The sequence below is a fragment of the Streptomyces sp. NPDC057249 genome, from assembly GCF_042669245.1.
Classification (GTDB): Bacteria; Actinomycetota; Actinomycetes; order Streptomycetales; family Streptomycetaceae; genus Streptomyces.
In genome coordinates, this window is record NZ_JBHUXS010000003.1 from 160519 (window position 1) to 183681 (window position 23163).

Here is a 23163-nt window from a genome sequence, read left to right on the forward strand (position 1 = left end):
TGATGCTTTACCTAGTTCCCGTTCCGGGGGCGGAAGGAGGCAGGATGTTGCCCATGTCCAACGTTTCCCCCTCAGGCCCTCCGATGGCCGCGAGCCCGCTCACCGTCGCGGTGCTCGAAATCGACGAGTACGTCTCCACCCTCGGCTGGGACCAGCCGGCCCGTCTCTTCGCCCTGGTCGACACCGCGCGGCTGCGGGCCCAGGAGCCCGGTATCGCCGCCCAGCTCGGCCTCGACGACGACGGCGCGAAGGCCGCCGCGCTGACCCCCGTGGAACAGGAGGAGCTGCCCGCGGGCACGGCGCTGGACGAGTTCCTCGCGACGATCGCCTGGCCCGACGCGGTCGCCGGGTGCGCGATGACGGTGGAGCGCCTGATGCTGCCGCCGTCCGCCGAGGCGTCCGTGCCGGAGGGGCTGGACGACAAGCGGCTGACCAAGTGGGTCGCCGAGCACCCCGACCGGCAGGAGGTGCGGATGACCGTGGCCGTTCTGCGGGACGGGGCGCGCGAGTCCGCCGTACGCCTGCGTGAGAAGGACTCGGCGAGCGAGGTGCTGACCGGTGCCGGTCTCGTGCCGGGGCTGGCCGAGGCGCTCGCGGCCACCTTCGAGTCCTGACCGTCCGCCGTGTGTCGCGGGGGCGCGGTCAGCCCGCCGAGCAGCTCGGCAGCCCGGCCGTGTCCCCCGCGCGGAGCTTGTCCAGGGACTTCCTGGCGTCGTCGATGGTCTTGACCCGGATCAGGGTGAGCCCGTCGGGGGTGTCCGCCGCGGCGGCCTCGCAGTTGTCGTCGGGGGTCAGGAAGTAGCGTGCGCCCGCGTTGCGCGCGCCGACCAGCTTCATGGTGATCCCGCCGATCGGGCCGACCTTGCCGGCGTCGTCGATCGTGCCGGTGCCGGCGATGAACTTGCCGCCCGTCAGCTGCCCCGGGGTCAGTTTGTCGAGGATGCCGAGGGAGAACATCAGCCCCGCGCTCGGACCGCCCACATCGGCGAGCTTGATGTCGATGTCGAAGGGGAAGGTGTGGTCGGTCCCCGCCTGGATGCCGACGATCGCACGGTCCCCCTCGGGGGCCTTCACCGTCGTGAGGGTGACCTTCTCGGTGCCCTCGGGCTTCTTGCCGGCCTTCTCGGCCGCCGCCGCGGTCTTGGCCGGAATCACCGTGAAGACGACGTCCTGGCCGGGCTTGTGCTCGGTGACCAGCTTCGCGACGTCCTCGGGCTTCTCGACCGCGGTGCCGTCGACGTTCTTGATGATGTCGCCCGCGTGCAGCTTGCCTTGCGACGGGCTGCCCTTGACGACGCTGGATACCACGACGTACGAGGTGACCGGGATGTTCAGCTCCTTGAGGGCCGCGACCTTGGCGCTCTCCTGGGACTGGCTGAACTCCTCGGCGTTCTCCTGCGTCGACTCCTCCTCGGTCTTGCCGTCCGGGTAGAGGGTGTCGTGCGGTACGACGACGCTGTCGTGGCCCAGCCATCCCGCGACGGCCTCGACCAGGTTCATGCTGTAGTCGGCACCGGTGACGCGGACCGTCGTCATGTTGAGGTTGCCGGACGTCCGGTACGTCTTGTGACCGCTGATCCGCAGCACGGGGTCGCCCTCGACATCACCGAGCGTGTTCACCGTCGGACCGGGAGACATCTCCGAGTACGGCACTTTGATCAGGACGCCTGCGCAGAGCAGCGCGATCAGGATCAGCGTGGAGGCGAGCATCGTCGCGGTGCGGCGTGGCATGGAACGACAGTACGGGAAGGGTCTCTCCGTGCACCGCCGGGGCCGGTCCGTACGGGGGCCGGGGCCGGGGGTGCGAGGACGCCGGACGCGGCCTCAGACGTTCGATATCTGCTCCACCGGCTCGGAACCGGAGTGGGACTTCTCCATGGCTTCGCGGAACCGCGCGTATCCGGCGAGTTCGGTGACGTCACCGGTCGTGCGGTTGCGGGCGGCCCAGCTTCCCCATATCGCCGCGCCGAACGCGGCGAAAAGCGGAATCAACAACCAGGCGAGCGCTGCCATGCCGACCTCCCTACCCCCTGATGCGGCCGACTGGCCGATCAGCAGATTAACCGTCTGGAAAACCAACGCTCGTGGCAGGGGTGCGGTTACGCAAATCGGGGCGGATGCCCGCCGTTCCGGTTTGCGCTCAGCAGGCGCCGACCCATTCCTCCGTACCGTCCGAGAAGCGCTGGTGCTTCCAGATCGGAACCTCGTGCTTGAGGTCGTCGATGAGCCGGCGGGAGGCCGCGAACGCCTCCGCGCGGTGGGGGCAGGAGACCGCCACGACCACCGCGATGTCCCCCACCCGCAGTTCACCCACCCGGTGGACGGCGGCCAGCGCCCGGACCGGGAAGTCGCCCACGACCTTCTCCGCCACCCGGCGCAGCTCGTCGGCGGCCGAGGGGTGGCACGAGTAGCCGAGGCCGTCGACGTCCTGTCCGCCGTCGTGGTCACGCACCGTGCCGACGAAGAGGGTGGTGCCGCCCGCGGCGGCGTCACCGACCGCCTGGAGGACCTCGTCCACCGAAAGCGGCGTGTCACGGATGTCCAGCAGCCGGATCGGGTCCTGCGCCGACTGCTCACCGGGGTGGTCGTACGTGAGTGCCATGCCCCCATCGTGCCGTACCGCACCGACAACGCGGTATTGCCGATTCGCCCGGCGGGCCGCGCCCGGGCTTGGAGCCTCCTACAGGGTGGTCAGATGCGCCGGCGGGCCTTGCGGGCGCGGCGCACCAGGGCCGCGGTGCCGAGGAGCGCGACGGTCGCCCCGGCGGCACCGGCCGCGGTGGCGTCCTTGCGGCCGAGGCGGCGGCCCGCGACGGTGTGGCGTCCCTCCACCTCTTCCAGGAGCGCGGCGAGCACCTCCTCGTTGGTCCAGGCCGGGCGCCAGCCCGCGTCGTGCAGCCGGCTGACGCTGACGACCCAGGGGTGCATGGTGTACGCCAGGTCGCCCGCGGGCGAGGGGGTGAGGCCGATCCGGTGCAGCCGGGCGGCGGCGCCCAGCGCGACGGCCGAGGGGAGCTCCATCCGGCGCACCCCGCTCAGCTCCTCGACCTCCTCCTGCTCCAGCCAGCCGTCGCAGCCGACCGCGAACTCGCCGTCGATCTTCTCCAGGGCGGCGTACTCCAGCGCCGTGACCAGGTCCTCCACGTGGCAGAACTGCCAGGCGGGCCGGGAACCGGCGACCACGAGCAGCCGGGGCGACTCGAAGTAGCGGGTCAGCGCGGTGTCCGTGCCGCCGACGAGCACGGCGGGGCGTACAACGGTGACGTGCAGCCCGGGGTGGGCGCGCGGGGCGCGGCGGCCGAGCCGTTCGATCTCCAGCAGGTCGCCGACGCCGGTGGCCTCGGCGGTGGCACGCAGCTCGGCGTCCTCGGCGAGCGGGAGGTCGTTGTCGGGCAGCGCCCCGTAGACCATCGCGGAGGTGCACAGGACGACGCGGTGGACGCCGGCGGCCGCGGCGGCGGTCAGTACGGTCTGGGTGCCCCGCACGTTGTAGGCGGTGCGCGCCGCGGGGTCGGTCTCCAGGTCGAGGTCGAGCGCCAGGTGGACGACGACGTCCGCGCCGCGCAGCTTGTCGGCGATCGCGGGGTCGCGGACGTCGAGCAGGTGCCAGGTCGCGTCGGAGACCTCGCCCCGGCGCTCGTCGATGGCGACGACCTGCTTGATCTCCTCGGAGGCGGCGAGGCGCGCGGTGAGCAGCTCACCGACACCCGTCGCGGCTCCGGTGACGGCCACGACGGGGCCGCGTCCTCCGGGGCGGCCGGGGACGGATTTCTTCTCGGGTGACGGGTCGGCCAGGTTTCGCGCTGCGCGAACCTGCGGATCTGGGGAACTCACCGGGCGTCTCCAGCGGTTGTCTTCAGTACGTACCCGCGTGACACGTACGTACCAGGTGGCGTCCATCCTGCCGCAGGGCCGGACCGGGCGGAGCACTGAGGCCCTGAGCGGACTTGGTGTCTACGCTGGATGGTGATGTCGGGCAGTCGCCGTCGGTTCCCCCGGCGGCCCTACGAGCCGAGGAAACCCGTGAGTGACACCCCATTCGGATTCGGCCTTCCGCCGGAGGAGCCGGACGACGGCGACCAGGGCAAGAAGAACGACCCCACCGGAGGTGGGCAGGGTTCGGGCGGTCCGGCGAACCCGTTCGGCTTCGGCCCCGGCGCGGGCGGTGACAACCCCTTCGCCGCCATGTTCGGCTCGATGAACCCGAACGATCTGGGCGCGGCCTTCCAGCAGCTCGGCCAGATGCTGAGCTACGAGGGCGGGCCGGTCAACTGGGACATGGCCAAGCAGATCGCCCGCCAGACCGTGTCGCAGGGCACGCCGGACGGCTCCAAGGACGCGAGCGTGGGCCCGGCCGAGCGCTCGGCGGTCGACGAGGCGCTGCGCCTGGCCGACCTGTGGCTGGACGGGGTGACGTCGATGCCGTCCGGTGCCATCTCCAGTGTGGCGTGGAGCCGCGCGGAGTGGGTCGAGGCGACGCTCCCGGCATGGCAGCAGCTGGTCGACCCGGTGGCCGAGCGGGTGGGCCTCGCCATGGGCGATGTGCTGCCCGAGGAGATGCAGGCGATGGCGGGCCCGCTGATCGGCATGATGCGGTCGATGGGCGGCGCGATGTTCGGCCAGCAGATCGGGCAGGCCGTCGGCGTGCTGGCGGGCGAGGTGGTCGGCTCGACCGACATCGGGCTGCCGCTCGGCCCGGCGGGCCGGGCCGCGCTCCTCCCGCTGAACGTGGAGCGGTTCGGCAAGGACCTGTCGGTCCCGCAGGACGAGGTGCGGCTGTATCTGGCGCTGCGCGAGGCCGCCCACCAGCGGCTCTTCGCCCATGTGCCGTGGCTCCGCTCGCACCTGTTCGGCGCGGTCGAGGGTTACGCGCGCGGCATCAAGGTCGACACCTCCAAGCTGGAGGACGTGGTCGGCCAGTTCGACCCCTCGCAGCCCGAGCAGCTCCAGGAGGCCCTTCAGCAGGGCATGTTCCAGCCGGAGGAGACGCCGGAGCAGAAGGCGGCCCTGGCCCGCCTGGAGACGGCCCTGGCGCTGGTCGAGGGCTGGGTGGACGCCGTGGTGCACGCCGCCGCGAAGTCCCGGCTGACCTCGGCCGACGCGCTGCGCGAGACGATGCGCCGGCGCCGTGCGTCCGGTGGCCCGGCCGAGCAGACGTTCGCCACCCTCATCGGTCTCCAGCTGCGTCCGCGCCGGCTGCGGGACGCCTCGCGGCTGTGGGCCTCGCTCACGGACGCCCGAGGTCTGGAGGGGCGGGACGCCCTGTGGGAGCACCCCGACATGCTCCCCACCGCTCACGACCTGGACGATCCGGACGGCTTCGTCCACCACGAGCAGATGGACTTCTCGGAGCTGGACAAGATGCTCGGCGAGGCGGCGAACGGCCCGGAGAAGCCCGCGCCGGGGGCGGACACCCCGGACGACGCCTCGGGTCGGGGCGACGGCGACGGCGACGGCAAGGACGACACCGACAAGTGAGCCTGCACGACGACGCCGTCCTCGTACTCAAGGGTTACGGGGCGGGGGCGGACGCCGCCCAGGAGGAGTTGCGCGACGCCTATCTGGAGCACCTCGCGCGCCATCCGGACGGCATGTGGAAGGCCTGCGCGGCCGGACATCTCACGGCCAGCGCCCTGGTCGTCGACCCGGAGCGCGGCCGGGTGCTGCTCACGCTGCACCGGAAGCTGCGGATGTGGCTGCAGATGGGCGGCCACTGCGAGCCCGGGGACGCCACGCTCGCGGCGGCCGCGCTGCGGGAGGCGACGGAGGAGTCGGGGATCGCCGGGCTGACGCTGCTGCCGGGCGGGCCGGTGGTCCTGGACCGGCATCCGATCCCCGCGCCGTGCCACTGGCACCTGGACGTGCAGTACGCGGCGGTCGCGCCGGCCGGCGCGACGGAGAGCATCAGCGACGAGTCCCTGGACCTGCGCTGGTTCGCGTACGACGAGGTGGCCGGGGTCGGCGACGCCTCGGTGGTCCGGTTGGTGGAGCGTACGCGCGCGGTGCTGGAGGGCGGCCGGTAGCGCCCGTACGGCGGTGAACGGTAAGGGGCGGCCTCCCAGGAGGCCGCCCCTTACCGTTCACCGCCCCGTCGCGGCTCAGTTCCAGGCGTTGTTCTGGTTCTGGCCGTGCGCGCCGTGCTGGCCCATGCCGTACTGGGCGGCGAGGCCCTGTCCGATCTGGGCGTTCTGCGGCGGCATCAGCTCACTCGGCTGCACCAGGGCGAAGCCCTGTCCGAGGAAGCTGAGCTCCCAGCCCTCGCCGGTGTTGCCGCGCCGGCGGAAGACGCCCGAGGAGTGCGTCTGGGCCTGCATCTGCACCCGCAGCGAGGTCGACCAGGCGACGATCGCGTCGGCGTCGGCGCTGACGTACTTGTCGGGCGTGACCTGCATCATCAGCGGCTGGCCCGACGTCATCAGGGCGACCTTCCCGGTGCCCGAGATGTTGAGCTGGTACTTGCCGGTGCCCGAGATCCCGTACTGGCTGTCCACCGCGATGACCTCGGTGTGCAGCGAGGAGTCGAGCGCCAGGACGTAGGAGCTGTCCACGGTCAGGCCGTCGTGGTCGACGTCCACGACGTGGATGTACTGCGCCAGATTGGCGAGGTAGACGGTGCCCTGTCCGGAGCAGCGCATCAGGTCCAGGCCCTCGCCGGTGTGGGCGCGGGAGCGGCGCTGCGCGTTCGACTGGTACTCGCCGTCGAACTCCATCAGCCCCTGGTAGGCGACCATGGCGCCCTTGCGGGCGAGGACGTCGTCGTGGCCGGTCAGCGCGACCCGCAGGAGCTGCGGGTTCTGCACGGTGTAACGCTCCTGGGACTGCTGTTCCGTGAGGCCGAAAAGCGAACTCTGCATGGTGTGTTCTCCCTCCCCGTCAGTGCCGGACGCGCAGCCGGTCGGTGCTGTCCTCGCTCGGCTGGACGACGACGATCCCCTGGCCGGAGAAGGCCATCTGGAACGCCTCGCCGCTGCCGCGCCCGATGAGCGAGGACGCCTTGAAGCTGCGCTTGCCCTTCACCTTGAGGTTCGGGGACCAGGCGACCAGCGCGTCCGGGTCGACGTACGTCTCGTCCTCGCCGCGTCCGCAGTCGACCACGAGCGGCGTGCCGCGCGAGGTGATCGCGACCCAGCCGGTCCCCGAGATGCAGACGTTCCACAGGCCCTGGCCGGCGAACTTGGCGAGGCCCTTGACCCGCTCGACGCCCCAGGTGAGGTGGCCGTCGAAGGCGAGGACGTTGGTGCCGTTCACCGAGAGGGAGTCGTTGTTGAGGTTGATGACGACGACGTCGGCGCCGTAGTCGGCGAGGTAGAGCAGCCCGTCGCCGGTGCACTTCATGAGGGGCGCGCCCTCGCCGGTGATCCACTGCGAGGCGATCTGGCGGACGGCGGGCGGGTTGGGCTCGTACTGGATGAAGCCCTCGTACGCGACCATCGATCCGGTGCGCGCGTAGAGGTCCTGGCCGGTCGCCATGGCGACCTTCAGCATGGAATGGCCGTGGTTCTCCATCCGTGCCGTGACGGGCGTCGGGGCGTAGCCCGCGAGTTGCTGGTTCATGACGGGCTCCCTCAGACCTCGTAGGGCTGGACGACGATGAAGTTGCCGGGCGCGCCCCGGAACTGGAGGTTCACGGTCTCCCCGCTGTGTCCGGGGTAGGCGTTGCGGCGCAGCCGGACCTGGCTGGAGATGATCACCTGGGACGCGGACGACCACGCCACCACGGCGTTGCAGTCGGCGAAGGTGGTCGGGGTGACCGGCAGGACCACGGGGGTGCCGTGGGTCTTGACGACGAGGGTGCCGGTGCCCTGGAACTGCATGGTGAACAGGGCGCCGCCGGGGATGCCGTGGCCCTCGATGCGGCGGACCTCGTACTGGAGCGACTCGTCGAAGGCGAGCACGTTCTCGGCGGAGACGCAGACTCCGTCGCCCTGGAGTTCGATGGTGTGCAGATGGGCGCCTTCCTCGGCGAGGAAGACCTGGCCCCGGCCGGTGCAGCGCATGAGCTGCATCTCCTGGCCGGTGGCGTTGCCCACCATGCGGCCGGCGAAACCCGCGCCCTTGTAGCTGAAGTCGACCTTGCCCTGGTACATGACCATGCTGCCCTGCCGGGCGAGCACTCCCGTACCGCCCATGGTCAGGTCGACCCGCATGAGCTGCCGGTTCTGCGGGGTCCAGCGCTGTCCGGTCGCGGTCTCCTTGTACGGCTGGAGCGCGGCCTGGAGACCGGCGCCGGCGGCCTGCGGAGTGCCGCCGGGCATGCCCTGCCCGCCCGGCGGCATGCCGGGAGGCTGCTGGCCGTACGGGGACGGGGCCTGCTGCCCGTAGGGCGCGGGCGCCTGGCCGGGAACCTGCCCGAACTGCTGCTGGGGCTGGCCGGGGACCTGCCCGAACTGCTGCTGCGGCTGCTGGCCGGGCTGCCCGAACTGCTGCTGGCCGGGCTGCCCGTACGGGGCCGGCGCGGGCGGCGGAGGCATGGTGCCGCCGGGCGGGGTGATCGGGGCGGCGATCGTCGGCGCGGCGTGCATCTGCTGCTGTGCGGCGGGCGCGGGGGCCGGGGCCGGCGGGGTGCCGAAGGCGGGCGCGGGCTGAGGGGCCTGGGGCGCCTGGGGCGCTGCCGGGGCGCCGAAGGACGGGGCCGGGGCCGCCTGGGCGGGCGGGGCGAACGACGGGGCGGCGCCCTGCGGCGGCGCGGCGGCGGCCGGCTCCTCCTCGGCGACCTCGCCGCCGAAGTTCTTCAGCAGCGCCTCGAGGCCACCGTCGAAGCCCTGGCCGACCGCGGCGAAGCGCCAGACGTCCTTGAGGTAGAAGTCGCCCAGCATGACGGCGCGCTCGGTGCTGAACTCCGAGCCGTTGAACGCGTACCTGACGACTTCCTCGCCGCCCGCGACGATCCGGATGTATCCGGGGCCGACCTGCGACATCTGCCCGGCGCCGTCCACGGTCGCGGTGAACGACAGCTTGTGGATGTTCGCCGGAATGCGGTCCAGGGTGACGCGGAACGACTCGGTGTCACCGGCCTGGGCCCCGAGGAGCTGAATGGACTCCTCGGGAGATTTCGGCTGATTGAAGAAGATGAAATACCGGTCGTCGGAGAGCTGCTCATTGGCATCGAGCCCGAAGCAACTGATGTCAAAGCTCAGCCCCGGGCCGGCGATCTGCACCCCTACGTACAGGTCCGTCCCCGGTGTGAGATCGCTGATCTTGGCCTTGTGGCCGCGTTGGAATTCCCTGGCCATGCGTAACGACCGTCCCCCATCCGGAAGGTGAATGCGTCGCGTCAGGCTATCCGCAAACTCCGGCATGGGGCGAAGCCGGTACAGACCCGGTACAGAAACACCCGGCACCGCTCGCCCGGCGCCACCACCTGTCACTCGCCGCGCGCGGCGGGCAGGTGCGGCAGCCGGTCGGCGGCCACCACACCCTCCAGGTAGCCGCGGGCCCGCTCGGTGCGGGGATAGGCGTCCAGCAGCCGCCAGAACCGCGGCCCGTGCCCGGGCACCAGGAGGTGGGCGAGTTCGTGGACGAGCACGTAGTCCACGACGTACTCCGGCATGCCCTGCAACCGGTGCGACAGCCGGATGCTGCCCTCGGAGGGGGTGCACGAGCCCCAGCGGGTGTTCTGATTGGTCACCCACCGCACGGAGGCGGGCCTGGCCCGGCCCGCGAAGTACTGGGCGGACAGGCGCTCCGCCCGCTCGGCGAGCTCGGTGTCGCCGAGGACGCGCCTGCTCTCCTGGGCGGCGAGCTTGTCGAGCATCACGTCCACCCAGCGCCGCTCCTCCGCCTCGGACATGCGGGCGGGGATGAGCACGATCGTGCGGTCGCCCTCACGGTAGGCGGAGACCGTTCTGCTGCGGCGAGCGCTTCTGCGGACCTCGACCGCGCTCGTCGCGGGGGCGCGGCGGGCAGGGTCCGCACCGCGCCGGCGGGGTCCGGCGCCGGGCACGGCGGGCTCCCCGGCGGAGCCGGGCGACGGGTCGGCGGGCACGACTCGACGTTACCCGCTGTGTGCGGGGGAAGTCCCGCCTCCGGGACGGTTCTCCATGATCGGCTCCACGCCTTGCACCATTTGAACGACTAATGCCCACGCCTGTGGATAACTTTCCGCACGTCTCGGCGCCCCGCTGCATTCTGGCAAAGGAACACGCACAGCACAGTCGCGCACAGCGGAGTCACAGACACACAGACCGGGGGAAGCCGTGCATCCGATGTTGAAGCCCGCACTGCGCCGCGCTTGGCGGGGCGGGGACACCGTGCAATTCGGAGTGACACCCGCACATGCGGTGAAGGTCGGCCCGATGGATATCGCGACGGGTTGTTTCATGGAACTGCTCGACGGCACCAGAGGCATGCCGCTGCTCCGGGAACAGGCCAGGGCGATGGACTTGAGCGAACGTCATGTGGACACCCTGGTGACACGGTTGGTGGACGCCGGACTCGTGGACGACGTACGGGCGGGCGGTCCGGCGGCGGAGGCGTTGCGGGCCAGGTCCGACGTCCTGGAGCGGCACCGGCCCGACCTGGCCTCGCTCTCCGTCGTGCATCCCGAGCCCGGCAGCGGGATGCGCAGACTCGCGGCCCGCCGCTCGATGCGCGTGCAGGTCCGGGGCGCGGGCAGGGTCGGCGCGACCGTCGCGGCGGTGCTCTCCGGAGCGGGGGTCGGCCGGGTGGAGGTCCTGGACGGCGGGTGTACGGAGCCGGGTGACGTGTCCCCGGGCGGGCTGCCCTCCTCCGCCGTCGGGGAGCGCCGGGACATGGCGGCCCGGCAGCTGGTCCGGCGCTCCGCTCCCGGCCCTGGGCCCAGGGCGCCCGGGGCGGCGGGCGGCGGTCCCGCCGGGCACGAGCCGGGGCTCTCGCTGATCGTGGTCGCGCCGCGCGACGGACTGTCGGCGTACGTCCCCGATCCGGGCACCGCCGAGCCGTGGGTCTCCTCGGGCACACCCCACCTGTACGCGGGGGTGATGGAGGCCACCGGGTTCGTCGGGCCCTTGGTCCTGCCCGGCGGCACGGCCTGCGCCGGCTGCCTCCAGGCGCACCGACGGGACCGCGACCCGCAGTGGCCGCGCATGCTGGCGCAGTGGCAGTCCGGGCGGCGCGGCGCCGCGCAGGCGTGCGACCTGGCCCTGGCGACGGCGGTCGCGGGGCTCGCGGCGGCGCACGCGCTGGCGTTCCTCGACGGCGAGTTGCCCGTGAGTACGGGTGCGCGGTGGGAGGCGGCGCTGCCGCTGTTGGACTGGAGGTCGGAACGGATCGGGGCGCACCTCGACTGTTCCTGTGGCGCCGCCGGTCACACTGAGAGGGTCCGCGCCTCCGGCGCCGGCACGGCGCACGACACAATGGCCGGGTAACCGCCGCACGCAGCGCGGCAGTCTGGGAATTGGAGGGGCATATGTCTGATCTTCCCCGGAAGGCGGTCACCCGTACCGCCAAGCTGGCCGCGCTGCCGTTGGGGTTCGCCGGCCGTGCCACCTGGGGGCTGGGCAAGCGCATCGGCGGTAGATCGGCGGAGCTGGTGGCCCGCGAGGTGCAGCAGCGCACCGCCGACCAGCTCTTCAAGGTCCTCGGGGAGCTGAAGGGCGGGGCGATGAAGCTCGGCCAGGCCCTGTCCGTCTTCGAGTCCGCGCTGCCCGAGGAGGTCGCGGGGCCCTACCGCGCGGCGCTCACCAAGCTCCAGGAGGCCGCCCCGCCCATGCCGAGCGGCACGGTGCACGCGGTCCTGGCGGAGCGGCTCGGCGAGGACTGGCGGGAGCTGTTCCTGACCTTCGACGACAAGCCGTCGGCCGCGGCGTCGATCGGCCAGGTGCACCGGGCGGTGTGGCACGACGGCCGGGACGTGGCCGTGAAGGTCCAGTACCCGGGCGCGGGCGACGCGCTGCTGTCGGACCTGACCCAGCTCAGCCGCTTCGCGCGGTTGCTGGGCCCGCTGGTTCCGGGCATGGACATCAAGCCGCTGATCACGGAGTTGCGCGACCGGGTTTCGGAAGAGCTGGACTACGAGCAGGAGGCGCGGTCCCAGCGGGCGCACGCCGAGGAGTTCGCGGACGATCCCGACGTCGTGGTCCCGGAGGTGGTCCACCAGTCGGCGCAGGTGCTGGTCACCAGGTGGATGGACGGTGTCCCGCTGGCCGATGTGATCGCCGACGGCACGGCCGCACAGCGCGACCGGGCCGGCCAGCTGCTCGCGAGGTTCCTCTTCTCGGGCCCCGCGCGTACCGGGCTGCTCCACGCCGACCCGCACCCGGGCAACTTCCGGCTGCTGCCCCCGGACCCGGAGGCGGGCGCGTCGGACGAGGAGAGCGACGAGGGTGCGGACACGGCCCGATGGCGGCTGGGGGTGCTGGACTTCGGGACGGTGGACCGGCTGCCCGGCGGACTGCCGCAGACCATCGGGGACGCGTTGCGGCTGACGCTCGGGGGCGACGCGGACGCGGTCTACGAGATGCTGCGGGCGGAGGGCTTCGTCAAGGACTCGATCGATCTGGAGCCTGACGCGGTGCTGGACTACCTGCTGCCGATCATCGAGCCGGCCGAGGTGGAGGAGTTCACGTTCAGCCGGAGCTGGATGCGTCATCAGGCGGCGCGGATAGCGGACCCGCGCTCCCCGGCCCACCAGTTGGGCAAACAGTTGAACCTGCCGCCGTCCTACCTGCTGATACACCGGGTGACGCTGAGCACGATCGGCGTGCTGTGCCAGCTCGGCGCCACGGTCCGGCTCCGCGACGAACTCGAGTCCTGGCTACCGGGGTTCCTGGCGCCGGAGGACATCGAGGACTCTGCGGAGGAGGACCAGGCGGACGTGGAGGCCCTGGAAGAGGTCGAGGACCAGGAAGAGGCCGAGGGCCGAGGCCCGGGACCCGTGCCGCCGGCGCCGAGGTCCGCCGAAACGGTGGACGCCGGCTAGCCGAGGCGGAACGAACGGGGCCGGGCAGTCCGGGCCGGGCGAACCGGGCCCGCTCAGTCCCGCCCCGCCTCGCCCCGAAACGCCGCCGGGGCCGGTCCGTCGGTGGGACGGATCGGCCCCGGGGTGGGGTTCTGCTGCGCGGGTGACGCTGGGAGGCGCGGCCCGCCGGGCGCAGAGAGCGGCTGCGTCCGGGCGGGGCCTCCGTGGCCGGCCGGAGTGGCTCAGTGCATGACGGCCATGGCCAGCGCGCGGCGGGCACGCATCGACGCGCGCTCGGCGCGGCGCTGCATCCGCCGGGCGGAGATCAGGCGCACGGCCTGACGCTCCGCGTCGGCTTCGCGCAGGCGGTCGTGCATATGCGCACGAGCCAGGGCTTCTGGGATGAGTTGCATTTCGCGGGTCCTGTTCTGACGCGAGTCGTTCGCGCCGATGATGGTGACGTCCGGGGTCGCGGAGCCGGCGGGCTCGGCCGTGGGGGTGGGGATGGTCATTGGAGCCTGGTTTCGGGGGTCGTGGGTCAGGGGACGGTCGATGGTTCCGATGCGCTTCACGGGCTTGGGGGCCGGGACCCCCAGGTCGGCGGTCACGCTGCGACCGGGTTCTTGCGCGGGCGGCCACGCGGCCGCTTCCGGGCGACGACGACACCCTGGATGAAGAGCTCGCCACCCCAGACACCCCACGGCTCGCGGCGCTCCTTGGCGCCGGCGAGGCACGCCTCGACGAGCGGGCAGGTGCGGCAGAGGGACTTGGCGTACTCGACGTCGGCCGGCGACTCGGCGAAGAAGACCTCCGGGTCGTAGGCGCGGCAGGGGACGGGTACACCGAGGTTCTCGATGGCGTCGTCGAGCGCGGTGAGCGCGGTGAGGGGGGTCAAGGTGGAGTCCTCCGTGAGGCCGGGCGGGGAGATCGTGTCGGAAGGCGGTACGGACGGGGCGTGCGCTTCGAGTTGCACGGTGGTGGTGTCCTCGTCTGGTCGTTTCCGGCCTGTTGGCCGGGGGGCGGCTGGTACCAGGTCCTGCTAGTCCCGAGGCCCCTTCTCGTTGTCTCGCCCGTTGAGGCAAAACAAAAGGGCCGCGGATCCCGAGTGGGGTTCCGCGGCCCTGAAGGCGCCGGCCTGATGCTGCATCAGGCTGGATCACTCCAGGGTTCAGGCCCACGGAAGGCCCACATCGTGTGGTGGTGCATCGTCTGCTCGGTGACGCCGGCTTCCGCTCCCGCACCGACGGCCGCAAAGGCATAGGCCGGAGCCTGTCCCTTCGCTACTGCTGCTGCCGGTGCCTGGGTCGGTCGCTCATTGCGCTCCCGCACGGGAAGGCCGGCCAGGGACATCGGGATGACGGCGGAGACGCCGGACACACCGGTGGCACGCAGGGAGGACTTCGGGGCACGGGCGAGAAGGCCGAGCGAGCAGGCGGAGACGACCGAGAGATCGGTCATTTTGTTGGTCTCGATGATGCTGATCACTTCAATCGCCTCCTCTCGGCGTCTCGGGGGACCGGCGGGCCGGTCCTGCGTATTCGGATAAGTACAGCACGGAACCTGGGCTTCAGAGAAGCCGCTGTTTCCGTGGTTAAGAACCTATGGTGATGACTGGGGCGGGCGCAAACTATTTTTTCGACGAGTTTTCCTCACCTCTCGCCAGGCGCCGCTGCACCACCTTCGCACCCGTCGCCACCTGCGCAGATGTCCAGAACGGCGGCGCCGAAGCGGCCCAGCTTCCGCGCGCCGACCCCGGGAATCCCGGCCAGTTCGCCCTCGCTGCCGGGCACCGCCTCCGCGATGGCCATCAGCGTCCGGTCGGTGAAGACGCAGTAGGCGGGCTGGCCGATCTCCCGCGCCCGGGCCGCCCGCCAGTCGTGCAGCCGCTCGTACAGCGCCTCGTCCATGTCCGACGGGCAGTCGTCGCAACGCATCAGCTTCATCTCGCCGGCGTCCGTCAGGGTCTTCCCGCAGACCCGGCACCTGGCCGGTGTCCGGGGCTTCCGCCTGGCCGCCGACCGCCCCCCGCCGGAGCCGGCCGCGCCGCCCTCGCCGCTCCGGCCGCCGTCGCCGGCCCAGATGCCGCCCGGGCCGGCCGCGGCCGCGCTCCGGCCGCCGGGGCCCGTGGAGCCGGGGCGGAGCCCGTTCAGGAAGCGGGTGGGCCGGCGCCCGGGCCGGCCGCCGGGCGACCGGGAGAGCGACCAGGACAGGGCGAGGTGGAACCGGGCCCGGGTGACCCCGACATACAGCAGCCGGCGCTCCTCCTCGATCTGCTCCGCCGTCTTGGCGTAGGTGATCGGCATCATGCCCTCGGTCAGCCCGACCAGGAACACCGCGTCCCACTCCAGGCCCTTCGCCGAGTGCAGCGAGGCCAGCGTGACGCCCTGGACCGTGGGCGCGTGCTGGGCGGCGGCCCGTTCGTCCAGCTCGGCGACCAGGTCGGAGAGCGTGGCCCCCGGGTGGGCCCGCTCGAAGTCCTCGGCGAGCCTGACGAGGGCGGCCAGGGACTCCCAGCGGTCGCGCACCGCCCCGGACCCGGCCGGCGGCTCGCTGCGCCAGCCCTTGGTGGAGAGCACCGCGCGCACCTCGGCGGGGAGGTCGTCCGCGTGGTCCAGGAGGGAGTCGTTGCCCCCCGCCCGGGCCGCGCCGCGCAGGGCCACACCGGCCTCGCGGACCTCCGCGCGCTCGAAGAACCGCTCGGCGCCCCGGAGCTGGTAGGGCACGCCCGCGTCCGCGAGGGCCTGCTCATAGACCTCGGACTGCGCGTTGACCCGGTAGAGCACCGCGATCTCACCGGCCGGAACGCCCGCCGCGATCAGGTCGCGGATGCGCCGGGCGGTGCCCTCGGCCTCGGCGGGCTCGTCCGCGTACTCCACGTAGACCGGCTCGGGGCCGCGCTCCCGCTGCGAGACCAGGTCGAGACGGTGCTCGGCGGCCCGGCCGGTGGCCTGGGCGAGCAGCCCGTTCGCCAGGTGCACCACCTGCGGGGTGGAGCGGTAGTCGCGGACCAGCTTGACGACGGTCGCACCGGGGTGCCGGGTGCGGAAGTTGAGCAGGTGGTCCGGGGTGGCCCCGGTGAACGAGTAGATGGTCTGACCGGCGTCGCCCACGACGCAGAGGCTGTCCCGGTCGCCGAGCCACAGGTCGAGCAGGCGCTGCTGGAGCGGGCTCACGTCCTGGTACTCGTCCACGACGAAGTGCTGGTACTGGCGGCGGACGTGGGCGGCGATGTCGTGCCGGTCCTGGAGGATGCCGACGGTGAGGAGCAGCACGTCCTCGAAGTCGATCACCGCGCGCTCGCGCTTCAGCTCCTCGTAGGTCTCGTAGACCTTGGCGATCTCGGCCGGGTCGCGCGGGGCGTCGCGCTGGGCCTTGACGACCACTGCCGGGTAGTCGGCGGGGACGGTCTGGGTGACCTTGGCCCACTCGATCTCGCTCGTGACGTCGCGCAGCTCGTTGCGGTCGAGACGCAGGCCGCTGCGGGCCGCCGCCTCGGCCACCAGCTGGACCTTGCGCTCAAGAAGCCGGGGCAGCTCGCCACCGACTGCTTTCGGCCAGAAGTACTGGAGCTGGCGCAGGGCCGCGGAGTGGAAGGTCCGCGCCTGCACCCCGCCCGCGCCCAGCTGGCGCAGCCGGCCGCGCATCTCGCCGGCCGCCCGGTTGGTGAACGTGACGGCCAGGACGCTCGCCGGCTGGAGTATCCCCGCGCGCACCCCGTAGGCGATGCGGTGCGTGATGGCCCGCGTCTTGCCCGTACCGGCTCCGGCCAGCACGCACACCGGGCCCCGCAGGGCCGTGGCCACCTCGCGCTGCTCGGGGTCGAGCCCGTCGAGGACGGCGTCCGCGGTGTCCGGGACCCGGGGGAAGAGGGTGGAGTGCGTTGCTGATGTCACCCCGCCATGCTGCCAGGTCGCCCGGGGCGCGTGCGGTGGTCGTCCACAGGGGCGGGGTATCCGTCGTACTAATGCGGGCGGCCCCCCGCACCGGCCGCACGAGAGCCCCGCGCGCCGTCCTCACAAGGGCCCCCGGGGCGGGAATGACAGCCGGGTCGCATACGTTCACCTGGCGTGCGGCAACGCACGCCCCGGCCCCGTGTGACGTACCAGACGCGTGGGCGGCCGTCCGGGCGTGACGGGACTTGCCGGGACCGAAGAGACAGAGGAGCGCGAAGACATGCCGGGCACTGTGACGATGTACAGCACCACCTGGTGCGGCTATTGCCGTCGGCTGAAGGGGCAGATGGACCGCGAGGGCATCGCCTACACCGAGATCAACATCGAGCAGGACCCGGAGTCGGCCGCCTTCGTCGAGAAGGCCAACGGCGGAAACCAGACGGTCCCGACCGTGCTGGTGGTTCCTGAGAACGGCGGCACGGACGTCGTGATGACGAACCCGAGCCTGGCCCAGGTCAAGCAGGCCCTCGGGGCCTGACCCCCGCGCACCCCGCCCCCTCCGGTCGACGCACCGGCGGGGGCGGCTTCGTGTCCGGGCCCGTTCAGGCGCCCGCGCGCACCGGCTTCGGGAGCGGCTTGCCGTACCAGAGCTCGATCAGCCGCGCGGCGATCGAGATGCCGAACGGGGGCAGGATCTCGCCCGACTCGAAGGCGGCGGTCAGCTCCTCGCGGGAGAACCAGCGCGCCTCCTCGATCTCCTCGCCGTCCACGTTGATGTCGAACGTCGAGGCGCGCGCCATGAAGCCCAGCATCAGGCTGGACGGGAACGGCCAGGGCTGGCTGGCGACGTACTCGACGTCGCCGACCGTGATGCCGGCCTCCTCGAAGACCTCGCGGGCCACCGACTGCTCGATCGACTCGCCCGGCTCCACGAACCCGGCGAGCGTGGAGAAGCGTCCCTCGGGCCAGTGCACCTGGCGGCCGAGCAGGGCCCGGTCCTGGTCGTCGGTGACGAGCATGATGACCGCCGGGTCGGTGCGCGGGTAGTGCTCGGCGCCGCACGCCGGGCAGCGGCGGATGTGGCCGGCCGCCGCGATCACCGTGCGCTCGCCGCACCGGGAGCAGAAGCGGTGCAGCCGCTGCCAGTTCTCCAGGGCCACCGCGTGCACCATCAGGGCGGCGTCGCGCGGGCCGAGCAGCAGGCCCGCCTCGCGCAGCCCCGCCGGGCGGGCCGACTGGTCCATGCGGCCGGGCAGGGTGTCCTTCTGCAGGGCGAAGTAGCTGACGCCGTCCGCGTCGGTGCCGAGGAAGTAGCGGTGGGTCTCGGTGACGGGGGCCTCGAAGGCGGGCGTCATCACGAGTTCGGTGCCGTCGTCGGTGTCGTCGATCAGCACCTGGCCCCCGGAGACGACGAAGACCCGGGTCGTCGGGTGGCTCCACGCGGCGGACAGCCACGCCTCGTCGAGGCGGTGGTGCGCCGCGCGGTCGATGCCGCTCGGCGCGGTCAGACCGATGGGCCGGTCTGCGGTGGCGTTGTCGAAGGTGCTCACAGGTGCTTCCTACTCCCCCGGGATGGATCGGGCGTTCAGAGAATTCAGCGGAGGGCGGCCGCCAGGTCGCTCCAGAGATGGGCGGCGGTCTCGACGCCCTTGAAGAGGAGGTCCAGCTCGACCTTCTCGTCAGGGGCGTGCCAGCCGTCGGACGGTACGGAGATGCCGAGGAAGAGGACCGGCGCGCCGAGCACGTCCTGGAGGTCGGCGGCGGGCCCCGAGCCCCCTTCCCGGGTGAAGAGGACCTTCTGGCCGAACGCCCGGCCCATCGCCCGGGCCACGGCCTGGAGCGCCGGGTGGTCCAGGGGCGTCAGGCAGGGCCGGGTGGCGGGGAGGAAGGTGATCCGGTGGCTGATCCCGGTCGGGACACGGGCCTCGGCCCAGGCCCGTACGGCCTTCTCGACGTGCTCCGGGTCCTGGCCGGCCACCAGCCGGAAGCTGATCTTCACCCGGGCGGACGAGGGGATGATCGTCTTGCTTCCGGCGCCCTGGTAGCCGCCGCCGATGCCGTTGACCTCGGCGGTCGGGCGGGCCCAGATCCGCTCCAGCGTCGAATACCCGGTCTCTCCCGAGGCGGCCCGGGACTTGGCGGTGTGCAGCCAGTCGGCCTCGTCGAACGGCAGCTCGGCGAAGAGCGCGCGCTCGGTCCCGGTCAGCTCGGCCACGCCGTCGTAGAAGCCGGGGACCGCGACCTTCCCGTCCGCGTCGTGGAGCGCGGCGACGAGGCGGGCGATCTCGGTGGCCGGGTTGGGCACGGCGCCGCCGAAGGAGCCGGAGTGGATGTCCTGCCCGGGGCCGTGGAACTCGATCTCGCACTCGGCGAGGCCGCGCATCCCGGTGCACACGGTCGGCGTGGTCTCGTTCCACATGCCGGTGTCGGAGACGATCACCGCGTCGGCGGCGAGGCGGCCGGCCCGGCGCTCGACCAGGTCGCGGAAGTGCGGCGAGCCGGACTCCTCCTCGCCCTCCACGATCAGCTTGAGGTGCACGGCGGGGGCGGTCCGGCCGGTGGCGGCGAGGTGGGCGCGGACACCGAGGGTGTGGAAGAACACCTGCCCCTTGTCGTCGGCCGCGCCGCGTCCGTACATCCGGCCGTCGCGGATCACCGGCTCGAACGGTTCGCTGCTCCAGCCGTCCTCACGGGCGGCGGGCTGGACGTCGTGGTGTCCGTAGACCAGGACCGTGGGCGCCGCCGGGTCGTCGGAGGGCCACTCGGCGAAGACGGCGGGTGCGCCGTCCGTCTCCCAGACCTCGGTGACCGGGAATCCGGTCTCCTTCAGCTTGACCGACAGCCACTCGGCGCTGCGCCGTACGTCGTCCTCGTGCTCCGGCTGAGCGGATACGGAGGGGATGCGCAGCCACTCGACGAGATCGTCGAGGAAGGCCGCGCGGTGCTGCTCGGTGTACGTGCGGACGGCGCTGTCCGGGGTGTCGCTCATGACCTTCAGCCTATCCGTCCGCCGGAGGTGGCTCGTCCAGGAGGATGCGCTCCAGCTCCCGGCGGCCCGGCAACGAGGCGGGGCGCACGGCCTCGCCGCTGCGCACGAAGAGGAAGGTGGCCGTGACGTCGGTGAGCGGCAGTCCGTGCAGCTCGGCCCAGGCCAGCCGGTACACGGCGAGCTGGAGCGGGTCGGCGGTGTGGGTGCGGCCGGTCTTCCAGTCCACGATCTCGTACGTGTCCCCCGTGCGGTACACGGCGTCGATGCGGCCCCGGATGACCCGGCCGGCCAGGGTGATCTGGAACGGCGTCTCCACCCGGTACGGAGTGCGGCGGGCGTACGGGGTGCGCTCGAAGGCTTCCTTCAGGTCGGCGAGGTCGCGCTCGTCGGCGATGTCGGTGTCGCGGTCGTCGCCGCCGGGCAGCTCGTCGGGGCCGAGCATGGGCAGCGGCAGCTCCTCGAACCGGGACTCCACCCAGGCGTGGAAGCGGGTGCCCCGGCGGGCGGCGGGCTGCGGCGGGCGGGGCATGGGGCGGGCCAGCTCCCGGGCGAAGGCGTCCGGGTCGTCGGCGAGGCGCAGCAGCTGGGTGGCGGAGAGCGAAGCGGGGACGAGGACGTCGCGCACGGTGGCGCGGGCCCGGCGCAGCTCCCCGGCCAGCGCGTCGAGGTCCCGGTCCCAGGAGGCGAGGGTGCGTGTCTCCTCGGGGGTGAGGCGGGCGGGCGTGCGGGGGGCCGGGACCTCCGGGGGCTCTGCGGGCTCCGGCCGGGACAGCAGCTCCATCACCGTGTCGGCGGCGGCCCTGCGGCGGGTGAGGGCGGTCTCGTCCAGCGGGAGCGGCCAGGCGTGGTCGGCGGACGCCTCGGCGAGGGCCGGGTTCTCGTCCGTCTCCGCCGGGGCGTCCGCCCACACCTCGATCTCGCCGTACCCGGCGGCGCAGTGGTCGTACAGCGCGTGCAGGAAGGGGGACGGGCCGCGCGGCTTCTTCTGGGTGGGGCCCCACCAGTGGCCGGAACCGAGGAGCAGCGTGCGGGGGCGCGTGAAGGTGACGTAGCCGAGGCGCAGCTCCTCGGTGTGCTGGTGCTCCTTCATCTCCTCCTTGAAGCCCTTGAGGCCCTTGGCGTCGTAGCCGCGGAGGGCGGGCAGGGTGGCGGTGTCGCCGCGCAGGGCGTGCGGGAGGACCTTGGCCTGGGAGGTCCAGGCGTCCCGGGACTGGCCGCTGGGGAACTGGCCGGTGACGAGGCCGGGCACGGCGACGACGTCCCACTCCAGGCCCTTGGACTTGTGGGCGGTGAGGACCTTGACGGTGTTCTCGCCGCCGGGCAACGCGTTGTCCAGGCCCTTCTCGTACTGGACGGCGGTGCGCAGGAAGCCGAGGAAGGCGAGCAGGGTGGCCTCGCCGTCGACGGCGGCGAAGCGGGCGGCGACGTCGAGGAAGTTGCCCAGGGTCTCGCGGCGGCGGGCGGCCAGGGCCTGCGGGGAGGCGGAGAGCTCGACCTCCAGGCCGGTGGTGGCGAGGACGCGGTGCAGGACGTCCATCAGGGGGTCGGCGAGCGAGCGGCGCAGGTCGCGCAGTTCGGTGGCGAGGCGGGCGAAGCGGACGCGGGCCTCGGCGGAGAACGGAAGCCGGTCGTCCTCCTCGCCGCCCGCGTCCAGGAAGGTGTCGAGGGCGTCGGCGAGGGAGATCACCTCGGCCGGGTCGGTCCCTTCGACGGCTTCGGCGAGCCTGCGGTCGGGGTCGTGGTCCTCGTCGTCGGCGTGGGCGGCGCGGTGCACCAGGAGGCGGGCCCGGCGGCCGAGCAGGGCCAGGTCGCGGGGACCGATCCGCCAGCGGGGGCCGGTGAGCAGGCGGACGAGGGAGGCGTTGGCGCCCGGGTCCTGGAGGACTTCGCAGACGGCGACGAGGTCCGCGACCTCGGGGAGGTGGAGCAGCCCGGAGAGGCCGACCACCTCGACCGGGATGTCGCGGGCGACCAGCGCGGCCTGGATCTCCGGGAAGTCACCGGCGGTGCGGCACAGCACGGCGATCTCGCCGGGCGCCTTGCCGGTGCGCACCAGGTGGGCGATGGAGTCCGCGAGCCAGGCGATCTCCTCGGTGTGGGTGGGCAGCAGGGCGCAGCGGACGAGGCCGTCGCGCTCGGCGCCGGGGGCGGGGCGCAGGGCCTCGACGCCCTCGTGCATGGCGCGCAGCGGCGCGGCGAGCCCGTTGGCGAGGTGGAGGAGGCGGCCGCCGCTGCGGCGGTTCTCGCTGAGGGCGTAGCGGGTGGCGGGGGTGCCGTCGGCGTGCGGGAAGTGGTCCGGGAAGTCGTCCAGGTTGGCGACGGAGGCGCCGCGCCAGCCGTAGATGGCCTGGCAGGGGTCGCCGACGGCGGTGACGGCGTGCCCGGTCGGTGCGGCGCCGGGGCCGCTGCCGAAGAGGGCGGAGAGCAGGAGGCGCTGGGCGACGGAGGTGTCCTGGTATTCGTCGAGCAGGACGACCCGGTACTCGTCGCGGAGGATCGCGCCGACCTCGGGGCGGGTGAGGGCCAGCTCGGCGGAGAGGGCGATCTGGTCGCCGAAGTCGAGGAGGTCGCGGCTCCGCTTCGCCTCGCGGTAGCGGCGGGTGAGGGCGAGCAGTTCGCGGCGGGCCTCGGCGGTCTCGGGGATCTTCCGCAGTTCGGCGTTGCTGAGCTTCGCGGTCTCCAGTGCGCCGAGCAGTTCGGTGTCGTACGCGTCGAGCTGTTCGGGGCGTACGAGGTGTTCGGCCAGCTCGGCGTCGAGGGCCAGCAGGTCGCTGACGAGGGTGGGGAAGGACCTGGTCAGGGCCGGGTAGGGGCCGGGTGCCTCGCGCAGCACGCGGGCGGCGAGCTGGTAGCGGGTGGCGTCGGCGAGGAGGCGGGTGCCCGGTTCGAGTCCGATGCGCAGTCCGTGCTCGGTCAGCAGCCGCCCGGCGAAGGCGTGGTACGTGGAGATGCCGGGTTCGCCCGGGGGGTCGTCCGGGTCGATCACGTCCGGGTCGGTGATCCCGGCGGCGACGAGTGCCTTGCGTACGCGCTCGGCGAGCTCGCCGGCCGCCTTGTTGGTGAAGGTGAGCCCGAGTACCTGCTCGGGGGCGACCTGGCCGGTGCCGACCAGCCAGACCACGCGGGCGGCCATCACCGTGGTCTTCCCCGACCCGGCTCCGGCCACGATCACCTGCGGGGCGGGCGGCGCGGTGATGCAGGCCGTCTGCTCCGGGGTGAAGGGGATGCCCAGCAGCTCCTTGAGCTGCTCGGGATCGGTGAGGCGCGGGGACACTCCACAGAGGCTAACCGGCGCCACCGACAACCGCTGACGTCGCGGCGGCGGCCGCCGTCACCGCCTCCCGGTGGCGCTCGTCACACCCGGACGGGTCTAAATTGTCTGCTCGTCGCACCAACAGCCTTAT

Annotated in this window: 21 protein-coding genes; 6 read left to right on the top strand and 15 right to left on the bottom strand. The window is 72.6% G+C overall.

The genetic code is table 11. The annotated features are described in order from the left end of the window. The first annotated feature begins 44 nt into the window (after nucleotides 1-44). The gene (locus ACFUJY_RS07245; RefSeq protein ID WP_383295760.1) at nucleotides 45-614 is read left to right on the top strand and encodes a PPA1309 family protein; all 570 of its coding nucleotides are present in this window, start codon (nucleotides 45-47) and stop codon (nucleotides 612-614) included. A 28-nt stretch (nucleotides 615-642) separates the two neighbouring features. Here the strand turns inward: ACFUJY_RS07245 and ACFUJY_RS07250 are convergent, their stop codons facing one another. The 4 genes from ACFUJY_RS07250 to ACFUJY_RS07265 all read right to left on the bottom strand — a co-directional run bounded on the left by ACFUJY_RS07250 (nucleotide 643) and on the right by ACFUJY_RS07265 (nucleotide 3834). Next, complete coding sequence (locus ACFUJY_RS07250; RefSeq protein WP_383295763.1) at nucleotides 643-1731, bottom strand: PDZ domain-containing protein; 1089 nt, start codon at nucleotides 1729-1731, stop codon at nucleotides 643-645. A gap of 93 nt (nucleotides 1732-1824) precedes the next feature. Further along, a complete protein-coding gene (locus tag ACFUJY_RS07255; protein WP_123523681.1) occupies nucleotides 1825-2013 on the bottom strand; it encodes a hypothetical protein in 189 nt (62 codons plus the stop codon). A 127-nt stretch (nucleotides 2014-2140) separates the two neighbouring features. Continuing rightward, nucleotides 2141-2602 (bottom strand): molybdenum cofactor biosynthesis protein MoaE, encoded by a 462-nt coding sequence (locus ACFUJY_RS07260; protein WP_383295766.1) that lies wholly within the window; start codon nucleotides 2600-2602, stop codon nucleotides 2141-2143. An 89-nt stretch (nucleotides 2603-2691) separates the two neighbouring features. Beyond that, nucleotides 2692-3834: an SDR family oxidoreductase gene (locus ACFUJY_RS07265; protein ID WP_383295769.1), complete on the bottom strand. Its 1143-nt coding sequence runs from the start codon at nucleotides 3832-3834 to the stop codon at nucleotides 2692-2694. A gap of 189 nt (nucleotides 3835-4023) precedes the next feature. Here ACFUJY_RS07265 and ACFUJY_RS07270 point away from each other — a divergent pair, with 189 nt between their 5' ends. Further along, nucleotides 4024-5478: a zinc-dependent metalloprotease gene (locus ACFUJY_RS07270; RefSeq protein ID WP_383295772.1), complete on the top strand. Its 1455-nt coding sequence runs from the start codon at nucleotides 4024-4026 to the stop codon at nucleotides 5476-5478. Next, on the top strand, nucleotides 5475-6023 hold the full coding sequence (locus tag ACFUJY_RS07275) for an NUDIX hydrolase (RefSeq protein ID WP_383295775.1): 549 nt from the start codon (nucleotides 5475-5477) through the stop codon (nucleotides 6021-6023). The genes ACFUJY_RS07270 and ACFUJY_RS07275 overlap by 4 nt, the downstream gene beginning before the upstream one ends. A gap of 75 nt (nucleotides 6024-6098) precedes the next feature. On the opposite strand, the gene ACFUJY_RS07280 is transcribed toward ACFUJY_RS07275, so the two are convergent. The 4 genes from ACFUJY_RS07280 to ACFUJY_RS07295 form a co-directional block, all read right to left on the bottom strand. Then, nucleotides 6099-6854, bottom strand: a complete 756-nt coding sequence (locus tag ACFUJY_RS07280; protein ID WP_383295778.1) for an AIM24 family protein — start codon at nucleotides 6852-6854, stop codon at nucleotides 6099-6101. A gap of 19 nt (nucleotides 6855-6873) precedes the next feature. Then, complete coding sequence (locus ACFUJY_RS07285; RefSeq protein WP_383295780.1) at nucleotides 6874-7554, bottom strand: AIM24 family protein; 681 nt, start codon at nucleotides 7552-7554, stop codon at nucleotides 6874-6876. Nucleotides 7555-7565: 11 nt separating this feature from the next. Continuing rightward, a complete protein-coding gene (locus tag ACFUJY_RS07290; RefSeq protein WP_383295783.1) occupies nucleotides 7566-9233 on the bottom strand; it encodes a TerD family protein in 1668 nt (555 codons plus the stop codon). Between the two features lie 131 nt (nucleotides 9234-9364). Continuing rightward, nucleotides 9365-9985: a M48 family metallopeptidase gene (locus ACFUJY_RS07295; protein WP_383295786.1), complete on the bottom strand. Its 621-nt coding sequence runs from the start codon at nucleotides 9983-9985 to the stop codon at nucleotides 9365-9367. A gap of 211 nt (nucleotides 9986-10196) precedes the next feature. Between ACFUJY_RS07295 and ACFUJY_RS07300 the strand changes: the two genes are divergently transcribed. Together ACFUJY_RS07300 and ACFUJY_RS07305 are read left to right on the top strand one after the other, a co-directional pair. Further along, nucleotides 10197-11345 carry a ThiF family adenylyltransferase gene (locus tag ACFUJY_RS07300; RefSeq protein WP_383295788.1) on the top strand — a complete coding sequence of 383 codons (1149 nt, stop codon included), beginning with the start codon at nucleotides 10197-10199 and terminating at the stop codon, nucleotides 11343-11345. Nucleotides 11346-11386: 41 nt separating this feature from the next. Beyond that, entirely contained in the window at nucleotides 11387-12898 is a 1512-nt protein-coding gene (locus tag ACFUJY_RS07305; protein WP_383295791.1) for an ABC1 kinase family protein, read from the top strand. 221 nt (nucleotides 12899-13119) lie between these two features. Here ACFUJY_RS07305 and ACFUJY_RS07310 read toward each other — a convergent pair whose 3' ends face one another. The 4 genes from ACFUJY_RS07310 to ACFUJY_RS07325 all read right to left on the bottom strand — a co-directional run bounded on the left by ACFUJY_RS07310 (nucleotide 13120) and on the right by ACFUJY_RS07325 (nucleotide 16770). Beyond that, nucleotides 13120-13485 (bottom strand): hypothetical protein, encoded by a 366-nt coding sequence (locus tag ACFUJY_RS07310; RefSeq protein ID WP_383295794.1) that lies wholly within the window; start codon nucleotides 13483-13485, stop codon nucleotides 13120-13122. Continuing rightward, nucleotides 13482-13850, bottom strand: coding sequence for a WhiB family transcriptional regulator (locus ACFUJY_RS07315; protein ID WP_018105532.1), 369 nt, complete (start codon nucleotides 13848-13850; stop codon nucleotides 13482-13484). The genes ACFUJY_RS07310 and ACFUJY_RS07315 overlap by 4 nt, the downstream gene beginning before the upstream one ends. 173 nt (nucleotides 13851-14023) lie before the next feature. Then, nucleotides 14024-14362 carry a hypothetical protein gene (locus tag ACFUJY_RS07320; RefSeq protein WP_143622268.1) on the bottom strand — a complete coding sequence of 113 codons (339 nt, stop codon included), beginning with the start codon at nucleotides 14360-14362 and terminating at the stop codon, nucleotides 14024-14026. A 164-nt stretch (nucleotides 14363-14526) separates the two neighbouring features. Next, the gene (locus ACFUJY_RS07325) at nucleotides 14527-16770 is read right to left on the bottom strand and encodes an ATP-dependent DNA helicase UvrD2 (protein WP_383295798.1); all 2244 of its coding nucleotides are present in this window, start codon (nucleotides 16768-16770) and stop codon (nucleotides 14527-14529) included. 280 nt (nucleotides 16771-17050) lie between these two features. Between ACFUJY_RS07325 and ACFUJY_RS07330 the strand changes: the two genes are divergently transcribed. Further along, nucleotides 17051-17308 (top strand): glutaredoxin domain-containing protein, encoded by a 258-nt coding sequence (locus ACFUJY_RS07330; RefSeq protein ID WP_164398441.1) that lies wholly within the window; start codon nucleotides 17051-17053, stop codon nucleotides 17306-17308. Between the two features lie 64 nt (nucleotides 17309-17372). Here ACFUJY_RS07330 and nudC read toward each other — a convergent pair whose 3' ends face one another. Genes nudC through ACFUJY_RS07345 form a run of 3 tightly spaced genes read right to left on the bottom strand, consistent with a single transcriptional unit; the run spans nucleotide 17373 to nucleotide 23033 of the window. Continuing rightward, nucleotides 17373-18320 (bottom strand): NAD(+) diphosphatase, encoded by a 948-nt coding sequence (gene nudC / locus ACFUJY_RS07335; RefSeq protein WP_383295802.1) that lies wholly within the window; start codon nucleotides 18318-18320, stop codon nucleotides 17373-17375. 44 nt (nucleotides 18321-18364) lie between these two features. Beyond that, nucleotides 18365-19759 (bottom strand): dipeptidase, encoded by a 1395-nt coding sequence (locus tag ACFUJY_RS07340; protein WP_383295805.1) that lies wholly within the window; start codon nucleotides 19757-19759, stop codon nucleotides 18365-18367. Between the two features lie 10 nt (nucleotides 19760-19769). Continuing rightward, nucleotides 19770-23033, bottom strand: a complete 3264-nt coding sequence (locus ACFUJY_RS07345) for a UvrD-helicase domain-containing protein (protein ID WP_383295808.1) — start codon at nucleotides 23031-23033, stop codon at nucleotides 19770-19772. Nucleotides 23034-23163: the final 130 nt, after the last annotated feature.

What these genes read in the sequence shown, in the direction of transcription:
- ACFUJY_RS07245 (WP_383295760.1), top strand. Translation starts at nt 45, where the DNA reads ATGTTGCCCATGTCCAACGTTTCCCCCTCAGGCCCTCCGATGGCCGCG.
- ACFUJY_RS07250 (WP_383295763.1), bottom strand. Translation starts at nt 1,731, where the DNA reads ATGCCACGCCGCACCGCGACGATGCTCGCCTCCACGCTGATCCTGATC.
- ACFUJY_RS07255 (WP_123523681.1), bottom strand. Translation starts at nt 2,013, where the DNA reads ATGGCAGCGCTCGCCTGGTTGTTGATTCCGCTTTTCGCCGCGTTCGGC.
- ACFUJY_RS07260 (WP_383295766.1), bottom strand. Translation starts at nt 2,602, where the DNA reads ATGGCACTCACGTACGACCACCCCGGTGAGCAGTCGGCGCAGGACCCG.
- ACFUJY_RS07280 (WP_383295778.1), bottom strand. Translation starts at nt 6,854, where the DNA reads ATGCAGAGTTCGCTTTTCGGCCTCACGGAACAGCAGTCCCAGGAGCGT.
- ACFUJY_RS07285 (WP_383295780.1), bottom strand. Translation starts at nt 7,554, where the DNA reads ATGAACCAGCAACTCGCGGGCTACGCCCCGACGCCCGTCACGGCACGG.
- ACFUJY_RS07290 (WP_383295783.1), bottom strand. Translation starts at nt 9,233, where the DNA reads ATGGCCAGGGAATTCCAACGCGGCCACAAGGCCAAGATCAGCGATCTC.
- ACFUJY_RS07305 (WP_383295791.1), top strand. Translation starts at nt 11,387, where the DNA reads ATGTCTGATCTTCCCCGGAAGGCGGTCACCCGTACCGCCAAGCTGGCC.
- ACFUJY_RS07330 (WP_164398441.1), top strand. Translation starts at nt 17,051, where the DNA reads ATGCCGGGCACTGTGACGATGTACAGCACCACCTGGTGCGGCTATTGC.
- ACFUJY_RS07340 (WP_383295805.1), bottom strand. Translation starts at nt 19,759, where the DNA reads ATGAGCGACACCCCGGACAGCGCCGTCCGCACGTACACCGAGCAGCAC.